This window comes from Streptomyces sp. NBC_01166 (assembly GCF_045039765.1).
GTDB lineage: Bacteria > Actinomycetota > Actinomycetes > Streptomycetales > Streptomycetaceae > Streptomyces.
The window spans coordinates 194,945-217,038 of record NZ_CP108613.1 but is presented as its reverse complement, the minus strand read 5'-3'; the positions used below and the strand labels follow the sequence as shown (position 1 = coordinate 217,038).

Annotated in this window: 16 protein-coding genes and 4 pseudogenes; 11 read left to right on the top strand and 9 right to left on the bottom strand. The window is 68.2% G+C overall.

The features are described from left to right. Window positions 1-590: 590 nt before the first annotated feature. Window positions 591-4,280, top strand: a complete 3,690-nt coding sequence (locus OG379_RS01075; protein WP_405668359.1) for a DNRLRE domain-containing protein — start codon at window positions 591-593, stop codon at window positions 4,278-4,280. An 84-nt stretch (window positions 4,281-4,364) separates the two neighbouring features. On the opposite strand, the gene OG379_RS01070 is transcribed toward OG379_RS01075, so the two are convergent. After that, window positions 4,365-4,817: an SMI1/KNR4 family protein gene (locus OG379_RS01070; protein WP_405658280.1), complete on the bottom strand. Its 453-nt coding sequence runs from the start codon at window positions 4,815-4,817 to the stop codon at window positions 4,365-4,367. Window positions 4,818-4,896: 79 nt separating this feature from the next. Here OG379_RS01070 and OG379_RS01065 point away from each other — a divergent pair. From OG379_RS01065 to OG379_RS01055, 3 genes and pseudogenes are all read left to right on the top strand, one after another. Further along, window positions 4,897-5,326 (top strand): annotated as a pseudogene (locus OG379_RS01065) (transposase); the annotation flags it as partial. Window positions 5,327-6,257: 931 nt separating this feature from the next. Beyond that, window positions 6,258-6,734 (top strand): hypothetical protein, encoded by a 477-nt coding sequence (locus OG379_RS01060; RefSeq protein WP_405658278.1) that lies wholly within the window; start codon window positions 6,258-6,260, stop codon window positions 6,732-6,734. 150 nt (window positions 6,735-6,884) lie between these two features. After that, window positions 6,885-6,998, top strand: a pseudogene (locus OG379_RS01055) (IS5/IS1182 family transposase); the annotation flags it as partial. 244 nt (window positions 6,999-7,242) lie between these two features. Here the strand turns inward: OG379_RS01055 and OG379_RS01050 are convergent. From OG379_RS01050 to OG379_RS01040, 3 genes are all read right to left on the bottom strand, one after another. Beyond that, window positions 7,243-7,410, bottom strand: coding sequence for a hypothetical protein (locus OG379_RS01050; protein WP_405658276.1), 168 nt, complete (start codon window positions 7,408-7,410; stop codon window positions 7,243-7,245). Between the two features lie 1,004 nt (window positions 7,411-8,414). Further along, window positions 8,415-9,380, bottom strand: coding sequence for an EamA family transporter (locus tag OG379_RS01045; protein WP_405658273.1), 966 nt, complete (start codon window positions 9,378-9,380; stop codon window positions 8,415-8,417). Further along, window positions 9,377-10,195, bottom strand: coding sequence for an SDR family NAD(P)-dependent oxidoreductase (locus OG379_RS01040; RefSeq protein ID WP_405658271.1), 819 nt, complete (start codon window positions 10,193-10,195; stop codon window positions 9,377-9,379). Before OG379_RS01040 ends, OG379_RS01045 begins: the two co-directional genes overlap by 4 nt. Window positions 10,196-10,335: 140 nt before the next feature. Here OG379_RS01040 and OG379_RS01035 point away from each other — a divergent pair, with 140 nt between their 5' ends. Further along, window positions 10,336-10,911 (top strand): TetR/AcrR family transcriptional regulator, encoded by a 576-nt coding sequence (locus OG379_RS01035; protein WP_405658269.1) that lies wholly within the window; start codon window positions 10,336-10,338, stop codon window positions 10,909-10,911. A gap of 165 nt (window positions 10,912-11,076) precedes the next feature. Here OG379_RS01035 and OG379_RS01030 read toward each other — a convergent pair. The 3 genes and pseudogenes from OG379_RS01030 to OG379_RS01020 form a co-directional block, all read right to left on the bottom strand. Beyond that, window positions 11,077-11,178, bottom strand: a pseudogene (locus tag OG379_RS01030) (DUF6959 family protein); the annotation flags it as partial. Between the two features lie 247 nt (window positions 11,179-11,425). After that, window positions 11,426-11,593 (bottom strand): hypothetical protein, encoded by a 168-nt coding sequence (locus OG379_RS01025; RefSeq protein ID WP_405658267.1) that lies wholly within the window; start codon window positions 11,591-11,593, stop codon window positions 11,426-11,428. A gap of 1,668 nt (window positions 11,594-13,261) precedes the next feature. Beyond that, window positions 13,262-14,398: an FAD-dependent monooxygenase gene (locus tag OG379_RS01020; protein WP_405658265.1), complete on the bottom strand. Its 1,137-nt coding sequence runs from the start codon at window positions 14,396-14,398 to the stop codon at window positions 13,262-13,264. 160 nt (window positions 14,399-14,558) lie between these two features. On the opposite strand from OG379_RS01020, the gene OG379_RS01015 reads away from it, so the two are divergent. From OG379_RS01015 to OG379_RS00990, 6 genes and pseudogenes are all read left to right on the top strand, one after another. After that, window positions 14,559-15,437 carry a helix-turn-helix transcriptional regulator gene (locus OG379_RS01015; protein ID WP_405658263.1) on the top strand — a complete coding sequence of 293 codons (879 nt, stop codon included), beginning with the start codon at window positions 14,559-14,561 and terminating at the stop codon, window positions 15,435-15,437. A gap of 300 nt (window positions 15,438-15,737) precedes the next feature. After that, window positions 15,738-17,003, top strand: coding sequence for an MFS transporter (locus OG379_RS01010; RefSeq protein WP_405658260.1), 1,266 nt, complete (start codon window positions 15,738-15,740; stop codon window positions 17,001-17,003). Window positions 17,004-17,088: 85 nt separating this feature from the next. Next, window positions 17,089-17,277 (top strand): hypothetical protein, encoded by a 189-nt coding sequence (locus tag OG379_RS01005; protein WP_405658258.1) that lies wholly within the window; start codon window positions 17,089-17,091, stop codon window positions 17,275-17,277. 14 nt (window positions 17,278-17,291) lie between these two features. Next, window positions 17,292-18,290 (top strand): aldo/keto reductase family protein, encoded by a 999-nt coding sequence (locus tag OG379_RS01000; RefSeq protein ID WP_405658257.1) that lies wholly within the window; start codon window positions 17,292-17,294, stop codon window positions 18,288-18,290. Window positions 18,291-18,350: 60 nt separating this feature from the next. Next, window positions 18,351-18,791, top strand: a pseudogene (locus tag OG379_RS00995) (aldo/keto reductase); the annotation flags it as partial. 278 nt (window positions 18,792-19,069) lie between these two features. Beyond that, on the top strand, window positions 19,070-20,032 hold the full coding sequence (locus OG379_RS00990; protein WP_405658256.1) for a hypothetical protein: 963 nt from the start codon (window positions 19,070-19,072) through the stop codon (window positions 20,030-20,032). Window positions 20,033-20,051: 19 nt separating this feature from the next. Here OG379_RS00990 and OG379_RS00985 read toward each other — a convergent pair whose 3' ends face one another. Then, complete coding sequence (locus tag OG379_RS00985) at window positions 20,052-20,849, bottom strand: SDR family oxidoreductase (protein ID WP_405658253.1); 798 nt, start codon at window positions 20,847-20,849, stop codon at window positions 20,052-20,054. Window positions 20,850-21,067: 218 nt separating this feature from the next. Continuing rightward, complete coding sequence (locus OG379_RS00980; protein WP_405658251.1) at window positions 21,068-22,081, bottom strand: NAD(P)-dependent alcohol dehydrogenase; 1,014 nt, start codon at window positions 22,079-22,081, stop codon at window positions 21,068-21,070. Between the last annotated feature and the right edge of the window lie 13 nt (window positions 22,082-22,094).

Sequence of the window (22,094 nt, the reverse complement as noted above, 5' to 3'; positions counted from 1 at the left end):
GCGCGTGCGGCGGGTATCCCGCATGCATCGGGCGGCGCCACAGGTGCACTGGGCGGGCCGCAGCAGGCGGACGCTGCTGTTCGGACCGTCGTGCTGGGCTCGCTGGCTTGATGAGCACTGTCGCGCGGCGGCGCGATTATGCGCGCCCCGACGTTCCCGGACGCTGCCGCAGGCAGAACAGTCACTGACGGATCGACGACTACCTCAGTTGAAGGCTGTGCCCACAGTGTGGACCAGCTGTGTAGCGAACAACACGTTTGCGGTGAAGGTCGACTGCGGCAACTCGCGCGCAGACGACCACGATTGAGTTGGCTTCCGTAACTGTCTTCACGTAACACGCACACGCAACGTAGGGTCTCACCGCACACACTTGATCGAATGAATGTTCGAATAAAGAGAGGATATGTGGATCCGTGCGTTCCCACAGACACCCTGCTGGACGGCGCCGAACAGGCCTCACGGCTGGGGCTCTCCTGCTCCTTCTGGCCGAAGCCGCCCTCTTACCGGGCGGCCAGGCAACCGCAGCACCTGCGCCCGACCACAGCTCCGGTCCGATTCAGCCGCACGAGGCGGACATCGCGGCGTCGGATCTGGCGTGGGCCGCCGCGCACGCCAAGGGTTCCAAGGCGTGGGCGATCACCGAGGCGAAGCGGACCGGCGAGAAGGTCGTTGTCACCGACGAGACCACCCCGACGACCTACACCGTGGCCAACCCCGACGCCACCCTGACTACCGAACTCACCGCCGGCCCAGAACGAATATGGGCGAACGGCACATGGCGGCAGGTGGATGCCACCCTCGTCAAGAGCGTGGACGGGAACATCGCCCCCAAGTCGCACCCCAACAGCCTGCGGCTGGCCGGGAAGGGCGGCACTCTGCCGAAGTCGCTGGGCGCAGCACACGATGGCGCGGCCCGTGACCTGGTCACCCTCGGTACCGGCGAGGACAAGGTCACGCTGCAGTGGAAGGGCGGTCTTCCGGAGCCCGAGCTGAAGGGCACGCGCGCCCGCTACAAAAACGCGGTACCCGGGGCAGACGTCATCGTCGAAGCCACCCGCACAGGCTTCGAGCAGTTCGTCGAGATCGGGAAGCGGCCCACGGGTGCCTACTCCTACACCCTGCCGGTAAAGGCCGACGGCCTGAAGGCGAAGGCGAACAAGGACGGTTCGGTCACCTTCTCCGACGCCGAGACCGGCGCTGAGCGCGCCGTTATGCCTGCCCCGGTGATGTGGGACGCGGCCGTCGACAAGGCATCCGGCGAGCACACCAACAGAGTGCGCGTCGACATGCAGGTGGTGGACAAGGGCGCCGGTGAGGTTGACCTGCTGGTCACCCCGGATGCCGACTACCTAGCCGATCCCGATACGCAGTACCCGGTCACGGTCGACCCGTCCACGTCCGCACTGTCGAACACCTTCGACACCTATGTGCAGCAGGGCGAGACCGTCGACTGGTCCACCGATGTCGAACTCGACCTCGGTAACCCCGGCACCACCAACTCCAACGGCACGGCGCGCACCGCACGGTCCTTCATCACGTGGGACACCACACCGATCCAGGACGCGCTGATCGTCGACACCAACCTGTCGCTGTACAACTTCCACTCGGGCAACACCGACTGCACCGCGCAGTCCTGGACCGTCTGGGACACCACCGCCGCCTCCACGTCTTCACGCTGGACCTCACAGCCGACGTGGAACAAGCAGTACCATTCCTCCACAGAGACCAAGGGAAACCCGTCGTGCACCGCCCAGCCCGACGGCTGGATCAACGCCGACGTGGACGAACTCGTGCAGTCCTGGGCCTCCGCCAGAACCACCCGAGGCCACATGGGACTGCGCGCCGCCAGTGACGACGTCAAGGCCTGGAAGCGCGTCAACTCCGCCAACAGCGCGTCCAACCAGCCCAAGCTGTCGGTGACCTACAACTACCGCCCCTCGGATGGGACCAACCGCCAGGCGGGCGCACCGTTCAAGTCGTACGCGGGGGTGTGGGCGGTCAACACCACCACCCCGGCGTTGCGGGACACTTTCACCGACGCCGACGGCGACACCGTCAACGGCACCTTCCAGGTCTACGACGCCGCCACCAACCTCCCCATCACCACATCCTCGGGAGAGGGCCTGCTCGTCTCCGACTTCGTCGCCTCCGGCAAGCCGGCCTCCGTCACAGTCCCCGCCGGTCAGCTGAAGGACGGCAGGACGTACAAGTTCCGCACCAACTCCTACGACGGCACCCACTACAATCTCGCCTGGTCGCCCTGGACCCAGTTCGTCGTCGATACCACCGCACCGGGCGAACCGGTGATGATGTCCTCCGCCACCTACCCCGAAGGGCAGTGGGGCGGCGGAAGCGGCACCGAGGGCCAGTTCGACGTCGAAACCGGCGATGGTGGTGCCCGTGAGGTTCGCTACCGCGTGGACGGCATCGCCGACCTCACGGAGGACGAGGGCTCGATGGACGACCCGGAAACCTCGCCGGCCTTGCGTGCGGACGTCTGGCAGTCGGTCGCGACAGCAGCCGGCAACGCAGCCTTCGTGGTCACTCCTGGTACCGAGGGTTCGCACTACGTCGAGGCAAGCACCGTCGACCGTGCCGACAACGTCGGTGAGGTCCGCGCCTACGGGTTCCGGGCGGGAACGGGCCCACGACGGAGCAACCACATCATCGACATCGCTCTGCCCAAGCCGCAGAAGAGCAGCGGTACCTGGCAGCAGGTGGAGGGGCCCCAGTTCATTCCCGACTGGAGCCCCGACGCCACCATCCTGGAGCCTGCTCGCGCAGGCAGCGTCACCACTCCCGACGGTAGGGCGGCCGGCCGAACCGGCAAGGAGCGGTGCGAAGACTCCGGCGCCACTCGGATCTGCTCCAAGGTCGAACTGAGAGAGGTGCTCAAGCCCGGCGCCAAGGCGGTCCGGCCCAGCGAGGCGCCCGGCACCCGAGCCGATACGACCCCCGCGCCGATCATCCCGTACTGCTCGCAGACGGGTCCCGACGCCGACGGCACTTTCACCCGCACCGAGGCGTGCCTGGGCTACCGGTACACCTACCGGGCCATCGAGATATCCAGCAACCAGCCGCCCAAGCTGAAGGGCGTGGCCGTTTTCGACATCCAGGCGCAGGTGCTGACCGATGTCAGGTCCAAGGACATCAAGTTCTGGGCGAAGTGGACTCCGCAGCCACTGCTGCCCAGCGAACCGCCGGTCACTGGCAGCATCAAGGTGAAATTCGACCCCGCCTGCGACTTCGGATGCACCGACAGCCCCGAGTTCGACTGGGACGGGCTGATGACCTGGAACGGCTCCTACGCCACCGACCCGCACGAGCAGACCGGCACCGCGGTGATGACGTGGGACAGCACCCTCGACGACCTCGACACCAGCGGCCCGCACGACCAGGACCGGCAGCGCTCCTTCCCGATCGACTTCCGCATGCAGATCGACACCAGCCTGGACGGGGTCAAGCAGCAGAACGTCAGATTCGAGAACGGGACATTCTCGGCCCGCTGCGACGGGGCGAATATCTACAACATGCCCCCAGGATGCGTGTTCCCGGCCAACAACCCCGGATGGGTCATTGACCCGAACACACACCCCGCTGCGGCCGTGCACGCCGAGCTCATGGCGGCCAAGCTGCCGGGACACGTAGGTGGCGACTACAGCAATCCCTTGCACTACCTGCCCATGACCAAGAAGGGGAAGCCGCAGCGCAACCGCTTCGACCGGTCAGATCAGGAGAACCGCAAGGTCGTCTGCGGCCGTTCGGGCGCGACGGGTTTCGTCCCGCACGACAAGACCGCCCTGTTCGACTATCTGCTGACACCCAAGCCGACCAACCCCAACCCGAAGGACAAGCCGTCATGTGACGAGTACGCCTTCAACGCCACCTACGAATCCGGTGGCATGCCCAAGACGCCCGACGGCAACGCCAATCCGTACCTCGTCGCCAACGGCGAGGAGTGCGTGCAGACCTACGAGGGCCTGAGCGACGACGGCACGCTGCACTTCCGCGACGACGGGCGCTACCCCGAACCGGACTGGACGAAGGCCAAGTGCGGGCGGTCATCGATGTCGTTGGAGGTCAACTCGGGTGCTATGCGCCTGTTCGGCCAGTTCGCGTCGGCGAACCGGCTGCTGGACGCTGACGGCTACTACGTCTGGACGGGACTGAAGGCCGCCGGATGCGACTGGAGTGCGGCAACGGTCATCTGCGACGGGTGGGCTGACGGTTTCCCGCAGAGAAGCCGTTCGGCGCCGAAGCTCAGCACACCGCGCCACTGAGCCCTACGGAACCGGGGCCCTGAAACGACGAACCCCGCCTGTTGCAGAGTCTTCTCCGCAACGGGCGGGGTTCGCTCGATGTAGTCAATGGCCTGCCTGCAGCTCATCGGCCACCTCGGCCAGATACCCGGCGAGCGTGCTGCCGTCGTCGTAGAGATGCGAGACGTCCTGCCGGTTCCACGACCCGGTTAGTCCGGTCGCGGCGTCGATGAACGTCCCACTGAACGGGTCATCGGGTTCGTCGGCGGTGAACGGGATCCACGTCGTCTCCCAGACCCCCGGGTCACTCAGCAGGGCATAGGTCTCCAAGGTCTGCCGCACCCCGAGCAGCACCTCACCCTCGGGTGTCAGCGGCCCGAACGTCCCGCCGCATCGCTGCCACAGTGTCCGCAGGTCGGCGGGGAGACGGAACCCGAGTGCGGCTTCCGCTTCCGCCATCAGTTCGTCGGAGGCGCCACGGGGCACTGGCGTGGCTGGAGAGTGGAGACTCAGCATGGACTCGATACGGTCCCAGGCCGCGATCACGAGGGTGCTCATGTGCTCATGCTACCGGCGCGTGAGAAGCCGGAACCGGGGTTCGGCTCTCCTCGCGTGGCGTCTCAGCGCATGTGAGGAGTTGTTCCAGCGGGTGGTGCCGGAGGCGCCGTCACGCCGCAAGGTGGCGGTCGGTGCCGTCACGGTGATCGGGAGGTCCTGGCGGCGATCGTGTTCGTGGCCACGTCAGGCTGCACGTGGCAGCAGTTGCCCACGGCGTCGTTATGTCCGTCCGGTGCGACAGCCCACCCGCAGATTCACCGAGTGGACGAAGGCCAGAGCCTGGGCCGAGCTGCAGCGCCTGGTCCTCGACGAGTACCCGAGTGAGCTGTCCGATGCCCGTTGGGGACTGCTGGAACCAGCTCTGACAGCCTGGCGGGCCGAACGAAGAGGGAAGGGCCTGGACATCGGCCGGCCGCCCGAGCACGATCTGCGCCGGATCATGGACGCCATCCTCTACGTCGACCGAACCGGGGTCCCCCTACCGGTACCTGCCACACGACTACGCCCCATGAGAGACGCTCTACGGATACTCCGCCGCCTGGCAGAAGGATGAGGTCTTCGAATGTGCGACAGCATCTGCGACGCCATCTGTTACAGCCGCCACGCGCCGCTCCTCGCATAACCGCAGGTGAACCACCGCTTCTTGCGTGGTGAGCGCCCGGACTTCCCCATTTTGGCTTTGTCCAAGAGAACGGGGATCAGGCACGAATTCCGTGAGGACGATCAACGGCGTTCGGCCCCGGTGACGCAACGTCATCTGGGACCGTGGTGCGGAGTGACGAACTGGTCGGGGACCTGTTTCCCCACCTCAGGGAGTTGCTGGTGGAGCGAGTGTTCTCCGCGAGCGGTGTGATGCGGCTGGAGGCGAAAACCCGGGAGACTGAGGTGGCCTGTCCTGGTTGTGCGGTGCTCTCCAGCCGGGTGCACAGCACGTACGGGAGGTGTCTGGCCGACACACCGGTCGGAGATCGGCCCGCACTCGGTCGAGGGCCTGACCGTTCGCTACAGTCGCCGCACGCCTGCCGCCCGGCGGGTTCTGGAGGCTGTCGTCGTCGCTCTCGCGGGTCGGGCTGGGAGCGGTCTTGCCGCTGCTCTGCACATACGGGTGAGCCGAACGACACTGCTGCGGGCGGTCATGGCGTTACCCGATCCCGCCTGGACCGTTCCGAAGGTGTTGGGCGTCGATGACTTCGCCACCCGCCGTGGACAGCACTACGGCACCGTGCTCATCGACTGCGAGACCGGCCAGCATCTCGGCCTGCTGCCCGGCCGCGACGCGGCGACCCTGGGTGTTCGGCCGAGCCAAACTCCCGCTCCTCCGCGAGCGCGTCCTTCTCACCGCCACCCGCCCGTCAGCACAGACGCTGACCGCCAGGCAGGTCCGGTGATTTCCGGGAGGCGCATAAGGTGATTCCCTCGACGACTCGGCGGGGGTACGCCATGGAGATCACCGTCCAGTGGATACGGACGTCCTGGACAAAGGAGTCTCGGGGAGGGGAGGGTGCCTCGCGTAGGAATGCGGCCCCGATCGGCTTCGCTCTCCCGTCTGCAGAGACCACCACTTCCGCACACGTGATTCGCATGCATGAGCGTGACGGCTTCGAGCCCTACGACGCCCAGGAAGACCGCCGCGCAGTCGATGTCCAGCTCCGGGAAGCCGACGAACGACTGCGGGTCTTCCCCCGAGTCCAGCCCTTGTTTGCCCTGCCGCCCCGGCCACGACGGCCCCCGGCAGTGCGGCTCGCCCCCGGCCAGTGGGTGCGCTGGCAGCTCAACTACCGCTTCAGTAGTGCCCTGGGGATCCGGGGCTGGTCGTACTGGCTGGACACGTTCAACATCGCATACGGCCCCGTGAACGCCGATGTGTTCCTGTCCACGCCCACCGTGCTCATCGACGAACAAGGACCTCTCCGATAACCCCTTCCTGAACGTCGCCCACGGTCCCAGATGACGTTGCGCCACCGGGGTCATACGCCGTTGACCGTCCTCACGTAATTCGTGCCTGATCCGAGGTTGGTTCTGATCCACTTCTGTGGAGCGGTGACGCTCAGTGTTGTTGAACATTGCGTCGAGCACGCCCACGCCGAGCACCGACAGTGGCGCCCGCTCCAGCGGTACACCGGACGACGTGAGGTGTACGCCGAGACTCACCGCGCCATTGCCGGCTTGGTCTCTGACCGAGCAGCTGGGCCGCCCTGCGTAAATCGACCGTCGGACTCGTGCTCGCCCACACCACGGCCTACTGAATCACCCACCAGCTGAACGATCAGCCAAGCACGGCCCAACCGCCCATCGCGGGGCAACCCGTAACTCCGTTCAGGGGCCTCAGCACCAAGATCTGAATGTGAGAAGTGGCCCCACCTTGGACGCGTGAACGACCAAAATTTCGGCTCTTCTGGACATCGATCACCGACCGAGCGGTGATTCAGTCGTAAAAGAAGAGCTCAAGGTCTTCGATGGACCCCGGTCCGGTGAGAAAGTTTTCGGCCGCCGCGATCTCCTCTTCTGGTGGCAGGTCGCCCTTCAAGAGCTGCTGCATCCAGATCTCTCCTTGCTCACCGACCGCGTAGATGCCAGACAACAGCTCGGCCATGCCTGCAGGGTGCGGTGGGTGGACTCCGGCGACCGGTTGGAGAGCCCACCCGCCTGACCGGGCAGCGAGCCGTAGTACCCCGGCCCAGTTCGCAATCCTCCCGATGCGTACGTGGCACGAGTCCTCGTTGAACGGGGCCACCCGCCCACCATGGAGAGGGTTTGTGGCGGCCCCGATGTCCTTGATCACTTGCTGTTCTACGGCGTCACGGACCCAGCGCCCTTCCTGCGCTTCTTCGATGGCTGCCTCCCACCACTTCCACCCACCGTCGAGTCGTTTCGCGAACGTATCCATGCGGCCAGATTTCCATGCCCGGTGCCGCAAGCCTTCAGAGGGGCGCCGATCGATTCATCAGCTCTTCAGAGAGGCGGGTCCTGGCCCTGTGACCGGGACAGACGTCAGTTCGTGGCGGCTGCAGCCGCTTAGGCGCGGGCCTGTCTGACGGCCACGCGGTACGAGTCGACAGCACCAACACCGGCACCTATGGCACCTCCTACCTGTCAGCCTTCGAGCGCCTTGCTGAAACACCCCGGCCGCCCTACCGCGGACGCCCTGAGCCGGGCCGTCGAACAGTCGCTGCTGGAGGTCACCAACGCGGATCTACGCGAGCAGGCTGAGGCCTCGGTACGGGACGGCCGTACGTGCTGCGGGTGCGGGTGACGGGAGAAGCAGCGCTACTGGTGCACGGGACGGATTGCCGCCCGAGGGGACGGCTTCCGCTATTTGGTCCCGAATCGGCGGCCGCCGGCCCGGTCTGCGCTCGCCGCGGTCTGCGACGGCCGGCGTGGGACGCACCTTCCGTCCGAGTAGCGCTGAATCCCCGCGGCAGAGTGCAGCTTACGTCTCGCCTGCCCCGCCGATACCGGTCTTGGCGCTCGTAGCGAGCCGGTCGGCGGGATCATAGGTGCCCTCCGTGGTCGACGACAGGTAGCCGCTGCCCGGGCAAGGTGCGAAAGCAGTCGCGGTGGGGTCGTGCAGCATCGTGCGGTCAGCGGCTTAATCGTTCAGGGGCCTGTTGGGCGGAGTGGTGTCCCCTCGGGTCCTGCACCATCTTGATCTTGCCTTGACGCCTGAGGGATCGCATTGTCTGCTCTGCGTGCGCCACTGGTTGGGGTCGGCTGTATCCCGATAACGACGCCCGCTGCGACGATCAGAGCACCTGTCACATCTGCGGGCCCCACTGCACCGAGTCCGAGGACCGCGGTGGTGAGCAGGGCGCCCACCGGGACAAGTCCGGCGAAGAGTCCGGCGCGGGCTGCACCCATCTTGCGCAGCGCGTCGTACCAGAGGAAGAAGGCGGTGGCTGTGACGAGTATGCCGAGGTAGGCGAATGCGGTCGTTTCGGCGGGGGTGGGCAGGCGCAGGGCGCTCGTGCCGTCGAGGACGACTCCTGCGGCAACCAGCACGGGTACGGAGAGTGCTGCGGAGTAGGCGGCGACTTTGAGGGGGCCGAGTTTCGGCAGCAGGGGGAGGGCGAGAAGCGAGAAGGCGACTTCGCCGGCGAGTGCGCCCGTTGCCAGCAGGACACCGTGCAGGCTGCCGCCGCCGAACCCCGCAGCAATGCCGGCGCCGAGAGTGACGATGGTTGCGGCGCCAACCGTGCGGGTGGTGGGCCGCCGGTGCTCGGTGAGCGGTCCGACCAGGGCAAGGACGATGGGCACCGCTCCGACCACAGTGCCGATCACGGCGGGGCTCGCCTGCCGGGTGGCCTCGACCAGGAAGATGTTGAAGCCCGCCAGCCCAGTGGCGGCCAGCGCTGCCAGGAGCAGAAGGTCCCGGAGTGTCAGCCCGACGCGGGGCAGGCGCTGGTGGCGTACGACGGCGAGGAGGATTGCTGCGGCGAGCGCGTAGCGCAGGGCCTGGCCGCCGAGGACGGGGTAGTCGGCGACGGTTGCGGAGACGGCCGTCGAGGTGCCCACGAGCAGCATTGCGGCAGCGGCGCCCACGGCCGGGGCTGAGGAAGAACTCATGCCGCGTAGTCCCTGGGCTGGTCAGCGGTGTCCGACGAGGCGAGAACCTTGCGCGTGACCCGCTCGGCGAGAGCGGCGACCAAGGTGCGCGGCCGGCGCGGCAGCAGGTGCGCGCTCAGGGCGTTGCCGAGTCCGGGGGCGAGGTATCCACGGTTTCGGTCCAGAGCACGTAGAGCGGCGCTGACGACCGCCTCCGGCGTGCTCAGGGAGCCGTTCACGGCCGCGTCGCGTGTGCCGATGGTGTCGAAGAAGGGAGTGTCCACCGGGCCGGGGCACACCGTGAGGACACGGATGCCCCGCTTGCGGTACTCCTGGCGCAGAGCGAGCCCGAAATTGAGCACGAAGGCCTTGGCCGCACCGTAGACGGCGAAGTACGGGGCGGGCTGGAAGGCCGCGGTGGAGGCGACGTTGACGACCGCCCCCGCACCGCGCTCCAGCATGTCGGGCAGCAGCGCGTGTGTGAGGTCGACGAGAGCGACGACATTGACCATCAGCTGGTCATGGTCGCGGCGCGCGGCGATGGTCTCGAAGCGGCCGCACGTGCCGAACCCTGCGTTGTTGACCAGCAGATCGACCCTCAGGGCGCGCTCGGCCAGCCGGTCAGCGATACGGAGGGCAGCTTCGGGCTCGGCGAGGTCCTGGACCATGACGTGGGTGCGAATGCCGTACTCCGCGCTCAAACGCCCGGCGAGGGCAGCGAGCCTGTCCTCAGAACGTGCCACCAGGACCAGATCGTGCCCGCGGGCTGCGAGCTGCACGGCGAACTCCGCACCAAGTCCGGAGGACGCGCCGGTGACGAGGGCTGTACTACGCATACGAGACTCCTTCGCTAGTAACTGATGCAGGAGAGTACCGCATTAGAGGCTAGTTGCAACAGGACTGATGCAGTTAGCTCAAAATTGCAGCAGCGTCGTACCATGTAGGGATTGAGCTGGTGGATGAGTGGAGGAGCCATATGAGTGAGTCAGCGGCACGACCGTTGCGAGCAGACGCGGAGCGCAGTGTGCGCGCGATCCTGGAGGCGGCTGAACGCGTGCTCTCCGCAGACCCAGGAGCCTCGATGGAGCAGATCGCATCTGCGGCGGGGGTGGCCAGGACGACGATCAACCGGCGATTCGCCCACCGCCGGGCGCTCGTCGAGGCCTTGGCGTCGTCCGCCGCCCGCCAGCTCGCCCAGGCAGTGGACGACGGCCGACCGGACACCGCTCCACCGCTCGTAGCCTTGCACCAGATCACCGCCAACGTGCTGGAGGTAAAGAGCGCCTGGGGATTCGCCCTGGCGCAGCCAGCCGCTCCCGGCAGCGAAGCGGCGGCCCTCCACCAGGACATCTCTCGGCGTTGCATCGCGGTGCTGGAACGAGCCCGGGCGAACAAACTCATCGACGAGGCAGCCGACCTCCAGTGGGTGCAGCGCGTCTACTACGCGCTCCTCGGGGAGTCCCTGCAAAGCGGCTCGGAGCAAACCGACACCGACACCGCCGCCGCCCGCATCATCGATACTCTGCTGCACGGCGCCGGACCGCGCACCTGAACGGAGCGTCCTCCGCAACCACTTGCGGCTGCCTGCCGCACCCGGTCCGCCGGCGATATCTGGACGTGGCACGGCGACCGAGCCTGTCCGGCCCCGATCACGCTGGCCAAGAGCGGCGCCGTTGGCCCGCATGGCGAGGAACCGCCGACCCAGCACGAGCTCGCTACGCCGCGTCTCACAAATGATCAGCGAGTCGCACTGGATCACACCCGAGAACCGTCGACCGGGCAGGCGAACCAGCGCGTTGTTCCCGCCGTCCGTGAACAGCTCGGCCTTTACATTCCCTGAGGGCCATCCAACTTGACATCACCACCTGACATCGACGGCAGCAGAGAGGGACGGCCCCGGGCGGTCGTGAGTCGCCGGGCCTTACGCTGTCAAATGCGCTGTCAGGCAGGTCGATCGAACTTTCGAAGCAGATGTCGGCGGTTCGAAACCGTCCGCGCCGACCAGGCAGAACGCCCCCGCAGCGAGCCGTGGCGGGGGCGTTGACGGTCGTAGGTGACGGCAGAGCTCAGGACCAGGACCCCGTGTTCTGGCTCTTGGCGTTCGCCGCGCCCAGTCCTTGTGCGAGACCCTGGTCCGCTGCCCCACGCTCCAGTGCCCCGCGTTCCCCCGAGCCGCCTCTGCGTCGCAGCGCGATCAGGCACCCCCCGATCGCGGCCGCAGACACGACTGCCATGGAAATGATGAAGATCATGCTTCCCCCGTTGCGTATGGCGGAACCGCCCTGTGGTCCCTTGTTGCTCTGCATTGTCGCGCCTGCAGAGCTGCTGCCGCCGGTGTCCCGTTGCCCCTCCCCAAGTGGCATACGGTTCTCGTGAAGAAAGTATCGGTCCTGCTCGTCCGTGTCGCGCCATCGGGGACCATCCCCGCGTCCGCGGGGGAGTAGGGACCCTAGTCCTCGTCCCACACGGTGTCGACAGGACCTTCCCCGCGCCCGCGGGGCTGGTCGACCGCCGTGCCTACGTCTGGGACAACAACTCCGCCACCGCGACCCTGCGCGACGCCCGCGGCCGCACCGTCGACACCGAGCGCATGGGGCCGCGGTCACCACCGTCGCTGACCACACCCGTCTGCCACGGACATCTGGCTCTGCATACGGCCCCGGCTGGCCTTCCCTGGCCAGCCGGGGCATTCCACTGTGTTGCGCCCGCCTGATCACTCCGATCCTGACCACGCCGGGACGATCGCGCTCGTACAACACCTCGGAAGCTCGACCCGCACAGCCGGGCAGCTTCCATCACACCTCGCAGTGGATCGGTCGAGCTCTACCCCTGGACTGCGTGGGACTCCCTCAACGTGGCCGGGAGTCCGGCGGCGGGGCCCACCAGCCAGAAGAGCCATACCCGCACGGTCCGCAATCCGGTGGAGGCCGAGTCCGCGGAAATGATCATGGACGGGGACGCCGCCCGGGCGACCCGGCCCTCGACGAGGAGACCGGCAACTGGGTACTGCTCGCCCAGTTCGACAGCGACTCCGCCGCCGGGATGATGTGGGGTAACTGCGGCGCCTCTCCTGGTTCATCCGCCCGCACAACCTGGCCGAACTCCGCTTCGACCGGGCGGTGTTCACCCAGCAGCGCGGCTCGGTTGGCGGGCGCCGTCCTGCGCTCTCTGCAGGCCGGACTCCGATAAGGCAGACTGCGCCGGGTGAACGACTACGGCCTGGTGCACCGCGAACCCGCTCCCGAGAGGTATGGGCTTCTGCGCGTGGAGAGCGCCGATCTCAGTCCGGCCCACTGGGTCACCCGACGCGCCCCCGGGCACGGCGACTTCGGAACGGTGGCAGGCGTCGCCGCACCCGGGTACGCCGCCTACGCACGGATCCTGCATCCGGCCGAGCTGGACGAGCGGCCGGTGAGGTGGTCCACGGTTGCCTCCGCCTACGGGCGCGAGGTGGCACCGGGCACGGACTGGCACGCGCTGATCGGGATGGACCGCGACTACCACAACGTTTCCGAGTACGGCCTGGTCCGCTCCAGGGCGTGGGTGCCGGGGCAGCCGGCGCGGCGGCCGTTGACGGAGGCTGGTGATGCCGCAGATCCAGTCGGTGGTGGCCGGGGTCCGTTGCTGGCTGCGAGCTGGGCCAGTTCCCATCGGTCTGGCTCGCCCCCGTTCACCCGGCCTGCCAAGCAAGAGTCATGAGGACGGGCCGTCCAGGCGTGCAGGTGCCTTGTGACGGAGCCCGGGGGAGGGCAGGTCCGCATGTTCACGCAGTTCTCCGTCAAGCTCAGGTTCGCGCGGCGCAGGAGCCGAGTGGCTGCAACACCGAGCGGGCCTCCCGGAAGCTGCTTGTCAGTGCCGGAGCGTCGATCTTCCTGGCACCGGATGGTAGGTCCGGTGGGCACCTACACAAGCTGGCCGGCGAAGGAGCGGCTGAACTGCTGTCCGGACTGGACCATGCTGCGAACCTGGGGCAGGCGCTTGCGTTCGTAGACGGCGAGGGCCTGGGGCAGGGGAGTGCCGTGCCGGAGGCCGGATGCGAGGGCCTCGGCGACGGCCTCGGCGTCCTTCATGGCGGCGGCGAAGCCGGAGCCGGTCATGGGGGTGGGGACGTGTGCGGCGTCCCCGACCAGGGCGACGCGTCCGTTGATCAGGAGTTCGGGGACGTACTCGGCGATCGGGGTGCCGAGGATGTCGCTTCGCTCCAGGCTGTCGAGGATGGCGTCGCGCCAGGGGGCCGGCCACAGGTCGGCGGCCTCGGCCATGAGCTCCTTGAAGGTGGTTTCGGGGATGTCGGCGGCGCGCAGGGAGTGCTGGACGACGGTGCCGCGGACGCTGCCTGTCTGTCTCAGGAGGTCGGTGCGGCTCGCGTCGTACCAGGCCCAGCCCATCCGGCGGGAGCCGGGCCGGATGGAGCCGCGGCGGCTCGCGAGAGGGTAGCCGAGGAGGACATCCTCGCCGCCGTGGAGGATGTCGAAGTCGCGGGGGTAGCGGTGGCCGGGTGCGAGCGCGGACTCGTCGGCCACACCGAGCCAGATCAGGTAGCCGGCGAAGGCGGCGTCCGGTTTGTCGGGGGCGACGGCGGCTCGGACCGTGCTGCGGTGGCCGTCGGCGCCGATCACCACCTCGCCGCGGTAGGTGCGGCCGTCCTCCGTGACAGCCCAGGCGGCGTCGGGGTCCTGGCCGACGCGGATCACGCGGGTGCGATGGTGCACGGTGATGCGCTCGTCGGCCTCGGCGGCGGCCCGTAGCCGCTGGTGGAGAAAGTCCCAGGGCTGGATGCCTGAGGTCACCGAGCGTCCCGCCACCGAGCCCGGTGGCGGGAAGGCGCCGCCGGTGAGCCGCATCAGCAGGCGCTCGTCCACCCCTCCCAGCGAAGCTCCGCTGCGAGGGAAGGAGCCCACCCGCTCCAGCAGGGTGACATCGATCCCGGAGCGGGCCAGTGCGAGCCCGGTCATCAGCCCGGCCAGGGAGCCGCCGACGACGACCGCCCTGCAGGCCTCGGTCCCGGGCAGGCGTGCAGCCTGTGCTTCCCTCTCCATAATGCTTCCCTGTCCCTTCGTGCGTCAGGCCGGTGGCGGCCTGAGGCCGGCAAGTCCGGTCAATCCATCCGAACCCGACGAGAAGGGACGGGGGAGTCTCTGGCGTGAGGGGTAACGACAGGGTCCCCCACCTTCGGCGGCGCCTCCCTACGCTGGCCGTATGGACAACCGGGACGAAGTCAGCGCATTTCTGAAATCGCGCCGCGCCAAGATCACCCCGGAGCAGGCGAGCCTGCCGGTGTACGGGCAGCGCCGGGTTCCGGGGTTGCGCCGGGGCGAGGTCGCGATGCTCGCCGGAGTGAGCGTCGAGTACTACACGCGTCTGGAGCGCGGGAACCTTGGCGGTGTCTCCGACAGCGTCCTGGACGCCCTCGCCCAGGCTCTGCGCCTGGGCGACACCGAGCGGGACCATCTGTACGCCCTGGCGCGGGCGGCCGGCACCGGCCCGGCCCGCGGCCAGCGCCGGCCGAAGAAGGCAACGGTGCGGCCCAGCGTGCTGCGCATCGTTGAGGGCCTGCGCGACCAGCCCGCGTACCTACGCAACCGGCGCATGGACATCCTGGCCGCCAATCCGCTCGCCCGGGCCTTGCACTGCGAGCTGTTCGAGACCGAGCCGGTCAACACCTGCCGGTTCGTCTTCCTCGACCCACGGGCCACCCGCCTCTACCCCGACTGGGAACGGGTGGCACGCGAAGGCGTGGGGGCGCTGCGGGTCGAAGTTGCCAAGAACCCCTACGACCGCGAGCTGTCCAACCTGGTCGGTGAGCTCTCCACCCGCAGTGACGCCTTCCGCACCCTGTGGGGCGCACATGACGTGCACGTCTTCACCGAGGGCACGAAGCGGTTCCTGCACCCGGCGGTGGGCGAGATGGAGCTGGTCCACGAGACCTTGGACCTGCCCGGTGACGAGGGCCTGTCCCTCACCGTCTACAGCGCCGATCCCGGTACACCGGCCGCCGACGCCCTGCAGCTCCTGGCCAGCTGGGCCGCCACCCAGCAGCAGGAAACGGCCGCCAAGCAGGCCGAGTCCGAGCGCTGACGTCAGCTCCGTCCCCGCGCCGACCGCCCCGCGGCCGCCTCTGCTCTTGTGACCGTCGCCGCTTCTGCGGCGACGGTCTCCTGGCTGCGCTCTGCCGTGCGCTCTCGCGCGGGTCCTGACCCGGAGAGGGTCCCTGCCATTACCCCTCACGAGCATGACTGTCTGCCGCAGGCCGCAGCTGGTTCCGTAGATCTCGGCGGGTGCGAAAACCCCCGCCCGTACGTCCTCACGGCACGTCCGCCTCCCTCGGTCGCCATCCAGCGCCCGTGGCACGCGCCGCACTGATCGAAAGGAACTTCGGTGACCTCCACCGCGTCCCCTTCCTCCACCACCCAGCACGTCCGCCCGGCCGGCGCATCGCCGGAACACGACGGCGGTACCCCCGTGACCACTGGAAAGGTCAAGCTCCCGCCGGTGGTGTGGTTGCTGGGCGGCATCGCCTTCATCATGGGCACCAGCGAGTTCGTCGTCTCCGGCCTGCTGCCGGAGATCTCCAGCACCCTCGGCGTCACCGTCTCCAGCGCCGGGATGCTGATCACCGCTTTCGCTGTCGCCATGATGATCGGCGCGCCGGTGATGTCCATAGCGACCCAGCGCCTGCCGCGTCGCTCGACCCTGATCGTCGCGCTGCTGGTCTTCGCCGCAGGTCACGTCGTCAGCGCACTCAGCTCCGACATGGGGCTCGCGCTCGTCGGCCGGGTCCTTGCAGCGCTGGGCAACGGCACCTTCTGGGCCGTGGGCGCGGTCGTGGCGACCGCGGCCGCCGGACCGGCGGCCAGCACACGCGCCACCGGCGTCATGGTCGGCGGCATCACCCTCGCCAACATCGTCGGCGTCCCGCTCGGTACGGCAGCCGGCCAGCTGGGCGGCTGGCAGTCCCCCTTCTGGATGCTCGCTGTTTTCGCCATGGCTGCCGCCGTAGTGGTGGGCCGCCGGGTGCCCGCCGACACCACACGTGCCGACACCTCCCTGCGCGCCGAGACAGCCGCGCTCAAGCATCCGCGCCTGTGGCTGGTCTACCTGGCCACCGCGCTCATCCAGGCCGGCATCATGGGCGCCTACAGCTACGTCGCCCCGCTGCTCACCGAGCGGGCCCACCTCGCAGCGGCCGTGGTGCCGCTGGCGATGCTCGGCTTCGGCATCGGCGCGCTGGCCGGCACCACGGTCGGCGGGCGCCTCGGCGACCGTCGCCCGTACACCACGCTGATCCCGGCCACCGCAGTCACGGCTGCGATCCTGGGCGCCATCACTCTGTGGGCGACCAACAGCGTCCTGGCTGTCGTCCTGGTCGTGCTGCTCGGCGCAGCCGGCTTCGCCTGCAACCCCATCGTGGTCGGCGAGGTCGTCCACATCGCCGGAGCCGGCCGGTCCCTGCCCATGGCCCTGGCCACGTCCGCCTTCCAGATCGGCATCGCCACGGGGTCCTGGATCGGCGGCATCGCTATGACCTCCCGCCTGGGCCTGCAGGGCCCGTCGCTGGTCGGCTTCGCCTTTGCCCTCGCGGCTCTGCTGCCCCTCGGCCTGCTGGCCGCCCCTCACCGCAAGGCGGCAGCATCCCGAAGCTGATGGGGATGCCGGACGCTATCCGGTCGGCATCCGACACCTCGATCCGCCCGCGGTCACGACGCCCACCTTCGGCACGCGCAATGTGGTGGCCCACCTGGAGTCGCAGCTGTCCGCCGCCGACGTGAGGCTGGTTCCGGACCGCACCGTCGAGGTCGTCACCCCAGGCACGGCTACCACCCCGGCCGACAGCGGCATCCTCCACCCCGCCCTGCGGCTGGCAGCGATCCCCCGCTGGCCTGCTGCATATCACCGCGAAACGACCAACTGTTACTGACGCAAGGAGCGACCATGCGCTACCGCACACTCGGCAGCTCGAACCTGCAGGTCTCGGAGATCTCCCTGGGTTCCTGGCTCACTTACTCCGGCGGCATCGAGGCCGACCAGACCCGCGCCTGCACCGAGGCGGCGTTCGACGTGGGCATCAACTTCTTTGACACCGCCAACGTCTACGGACAAGGCGCCGCGGAGTCGGCCTGGGGCGAGATCCTCTCCGCCCACCCGCGTGACTCCTACATCCTGGCCACGAAAGTGTGGGGCCCGATGTCCGACGACCCGGCCGACCAGGGTCTGTCTCCGGCGCAGATCGCCAAGCAGATCGATGCCTCCCTCGCCCGTCTGAAGACCGACTACGTCGACCTGTACCAGGCGCACCGCTTCGACCCCGCCGTCCCGATCGAGGACACCATCGAGGCGTTCCAGAAGGTCGTCGAGCAGGGCAAGGCCCGCTACCTCGGCTTCAGCGAGTGGACCCCCGAACAGATCAGGGCCGGGATCGACATCGCCGGACCCGACCTGTTCGTCTCCTCCCAGCCCCAGTACTCCATGCTGTGGCAGGCCCCCGAGGCCAAGGTCTTCGGCCTGTGTGCAGCCAACGGCATCTCCCAGATCGTCTGGTCCCCGCTCGCCCAGGGCGTCCTGACCGGCAAGTACAAGCCCGGCCAGCCCGCCCCCGAGGGCAGCCGCTTCGCGTCCGCCGACACGGGGGTCTCGAAGGGCCTCGTCTACAGCGACGCCACCCTCGAAGCGGTCCAGCGCCTCCTACCCATCGCAGAACAGGCCGGGATGAGCATGCCCACCCTGGCGCTCGCCTGGGTCCTGCGCCGCAGCGAAGTCGCCTCCGCCATCACCGGCGCCTCCTGCCCCGAACAGGTGCACAGCAACGCCGCCGCCTCGGGCGTGGAGCTCTCCGCCGACCTGCTTGCCGCCGTCGACCGGGCGCTCGGCGACGCTCCCGTCACCGAACCCACCCTCGCCCCCGCCGCCCAGACCGGCATCAAGCACCGCTGACCCACACCGTCCCAGCCCTCAACCGACCAGCAAAAGAAAGCACTACCGATGACCGTGCAGATCCCCCAGATCACCCTCAACAACGGCGTACGCATGCCGCTCCTCGGCTTCGGCGTCTTCCAGATCCCCGACGACCAGACGCAGCAGGCGGTCGAGGCCGCACTCGAGGCCGGCTACCGCCTCCTCGACACTGCCGCGGCGTACGAGAACGAACGGGCCGTGGGCCGGGCCGTCGCCGCCAGCGGCATCCCCCGCGACGAACTGTTCATCACCACCAAGCTGTGGATCCAGGACTACGGCCAGGACAGCGCCAAGCACGCCTTCGACCGCTCCCTCGACCGCCTCGGTCTCGACCGCCTCGACCTCTACCTGCTCCACCAGCCCTTCGGTGACTACTACGGCGCCTGGCGGGCCCTGGAGGACCTCAACCGGGACGGCCGCACCCGGGCCATCGGAGTCAGCAACTTCTACCCCGACCGGCTCGCCGACCTCATCACCCACAAATCTCCGGAATCAGTGCCCGGGCCAGCACCAGTCCCTCGCGTTGCACGGCCATGTAGTCGGTGCTGAAGCCGAGCTGGGTGAGCCGGTCCAAGATCGCGCAGGCCGGAACTCGCCCCGTTTCACCAGGCATTGATGAGTGCCGAGCGCCCGGATGTCGCCATTGACTGGGCCTCTCGCTCGAGGGCGCGCGACCTCCTGGAGCACATAGGACGCGACGAAAGGCCCGTCACACACGAGGTCTCGACGAACTACCCCCGGGCAAAGTGCTGGCCCACTTGCGCAGTGTGTTGGTCGCGACCGGCACCCTCCCGCCTCGCGACGAACGGCTCATCGCCCTGGAGAAGTGGATCGCCGAGACAGTCCAGGCCCGCACCGATCTCGCCGAGCGCCGGATCCTGCACGGCTACGCGGTCTGGCACCACATGTGCCGGCTCCGACGACGCCTCGCCGAAGACCACACGACTCGACGTCAGGACCTGAACGTTCGCTGCCACGTCACCGCAGCCGACAGCTTCCTCACCTGGCTCAACAACGAAGGGCTGACGCTGGGGACGTGCACCCAGGCGGACCTGGAACGTTGGATGGCCGATGCCACGGTCAGCTACCTCGATGAGACCGGCCACTTCGTGCGCTGGTCGGTACAGCACCGGCATGCCCGCGGACTCACCTACGGCACCGTCCGCTGGACCGGCCCACAGGGCACCATCGACAGTGAGAAACGCTGGGACGACGCTCGGAGCCTCCTCAACGACGACTCACTTCCGAACCCGGACCGCGTCGCCGGACTGCTGCTGATCCTCTACGCACAGAAGATCGCGGCCATCAGCCAACTAACCGTCGACGACGTCCACATCGACGGCCACACCGTCACGATCACGTTCGGCAGCTCGCCGGTCGTCCTCCCCGCGCCACTGGCCAGCCTGGTCCGCGAGCTCGTCGCAACCCGCCGTGGCAAGGCCAAGACCGGCACTCCGGACGATGCCCCCTGGCTGTTCCCGGGCGGCCATCCAGGGCGCCCTCTCACGGACAGCCAGATCGGCAAGCGCCTCCACAACATCGGGATACGGTCCAAACAGGATCGGTCCACTGCGCTGTTCACCCTCGCGACCGAGCTTCCCTCCGCGATCCTCGTCCGGATGCTCGGCGTCCACATCAAGGTCGCCGTCCAGTGGCAGAACGCATCGGCCGGCGACTGGGCCGCCTACGCCGCCGACGTCGCCAGCCGGAAGTGCCCGTGAGTCTTGCCTGATGCGCTGGCTACCCGAGACCGCCATTGCTCTGGAGAAGCTGGGCGTTGATCCATCCGCCCTCTGCCGAGCAGAGGAACGTGACCAGATTCGCGCAGTCCTGCGGCACACCGAGGCGTCCCAGGGGGGTGAAGCGGATCATGTCCGCCTTTTGCTCTTCGGTCATCCACCCGGTGTCAGTCGGCCCGGGATTGATCGCGTTACAGGTCACTCCCAGATGGGCGAGCTCGCGGGCGGCGGCCAGTGTGATCCGGTCCATTGCCCCCTTGCTCGCCCCATAGGGCAGGTTGTCAGCGGTGTGGTCGCTGGTCAGGCTGACGATCCGCCCGCTTCTGTGCTGCCCGCGGAATCGCAGCCCGTACTCCCGGATCAGCAGCCACGTTGCCCGCGCATTGACCGCGAAGTGCAGGTCGAAGCTCTCCACCGTGGTGTCCAGCAAGCCGGAGTCAACCGACTCGCAATGGCAGAGCACCAGCGCGGTGACGTTCCCCAGCTCCCGCTCGACGCTGTCGAAGAGCTGAGCCGGCACCGCCGGGTCGCTCAGGTCCGCCTCGACAGCAAGCGTTCTCGCCCCATGGGACGCCACCTTCTTCCTCAGCTCTTCGGACGCACCCGGCTCCATGCCCCACTGCATGCGCGCGTCATACGGAGTCCAGTACGTGAAGGCCACGTCCCAACCGGCCCGGGCCAGATTCAGTACCACGGACGCCGCGATCCCCGCCGAACGTCCCGCCCCCGTGACCAAGGCAAGCGGGCGCCCCGCCTCTCCCACGTCCTGTCGGCTCCCCACGCGCGTCTCACCAGTCATGATCCTCATCCTGCCGGGCCGCCCTTCACGCGGCACCCGATTTTCCCGGGCCCTGCCACGCTCACACCCCTTGAGACGCGCAGACCCAGCCACCACAAGGCAGCTTCGCCAACGCCTGGCGCAGGGCACCGGCGTGGTCCGGGTTCTGCCGCAGCCGAGGATTGTGGATGCCAGACCGCCGATACCGCCCGGCCTCGTGTAATCCGGTCGCGGGCAGCTCAGTTGGTGACGCGGATGACGATCTTGCCGAAGGCGCCGCGGGCGAGATGCTCGTACGCCTTGATCGCGTCGTCGAAGGCGTAGACGGTGTCGATGACCGGGTCCAGGCCGTTCTTCTCGATCCAGGTGTTCATGTCGAGGAAGGCGCGGCGGTGGCCGACGGCGATGCCTCGGATGGCGGCCTGGCTGTAGAGCAGGGACAGCACGTCCAGTTGGGCGGTCATGCCGCCGAGGAAGCCGACCAGGGAGATATGGCCGGCGGCCCGGGTGGCGTGGATGGACTGGTTGAGGTTGTCGCCGCCGACGACCTCGATGACCTGGTCCACGCCCTGGCCGTCGGTGAGCTCGCGTACCTTCTCGGCCCAGTCCGGGGTGGTGCGGTAGTTGATCAGGTCAGAGGCGCCCAGAGCGGCTGCCTTCTGCAGTTTGTCGTCGCTGCTGGATGTGGCGATGACGCGGGCGCCGAGCGCGGTGGCGATCTGGATGGCGAACAGGGAGACGCCCCCGGTGCCCTGGACCAGCACCGTTTGGCCGGGCTGCAGGTTGCCGTACTCGACCAGGGAGTACCAGGCGGTCAGCGCGGCGATGGGCAGGGTGGCGGCCTGCTCGTCGGTGAGGTTGGCCGGCGTCGGCACGGCCGAGTTGGCCTCCAGGATCATGTACTCGGCGAGGCCGCCGTCGATCGGGCCGCCGAGCTGCCAGTCGGGCTCGTCCCGGGCCGGGGCGCCGTCGAGCCAGTGCGAGTAGAAGTGCGACATGACACGGTCGCCGACCTGCCACTCGGTCACACCCGGGCCGACCTCGGCGACCACGCCGGCGGTGTCGTTGACCGGGATGAGGTTCTTCGGCATCTTCTCCGGGTTGTAGACACCGTCGACGATCGCCTTGTCACGGAAGTTCAAGGAGACCGCGGAGACCTTCACGAGGATCTCGCCGGGACCGGGCTTGGGGGCGGGGCGCTCCGCGAGGCGGAGGTTCTCCAGACCGAAGTCTTCGAGCTGCCAGGCACGCATGACACGTGCTCCT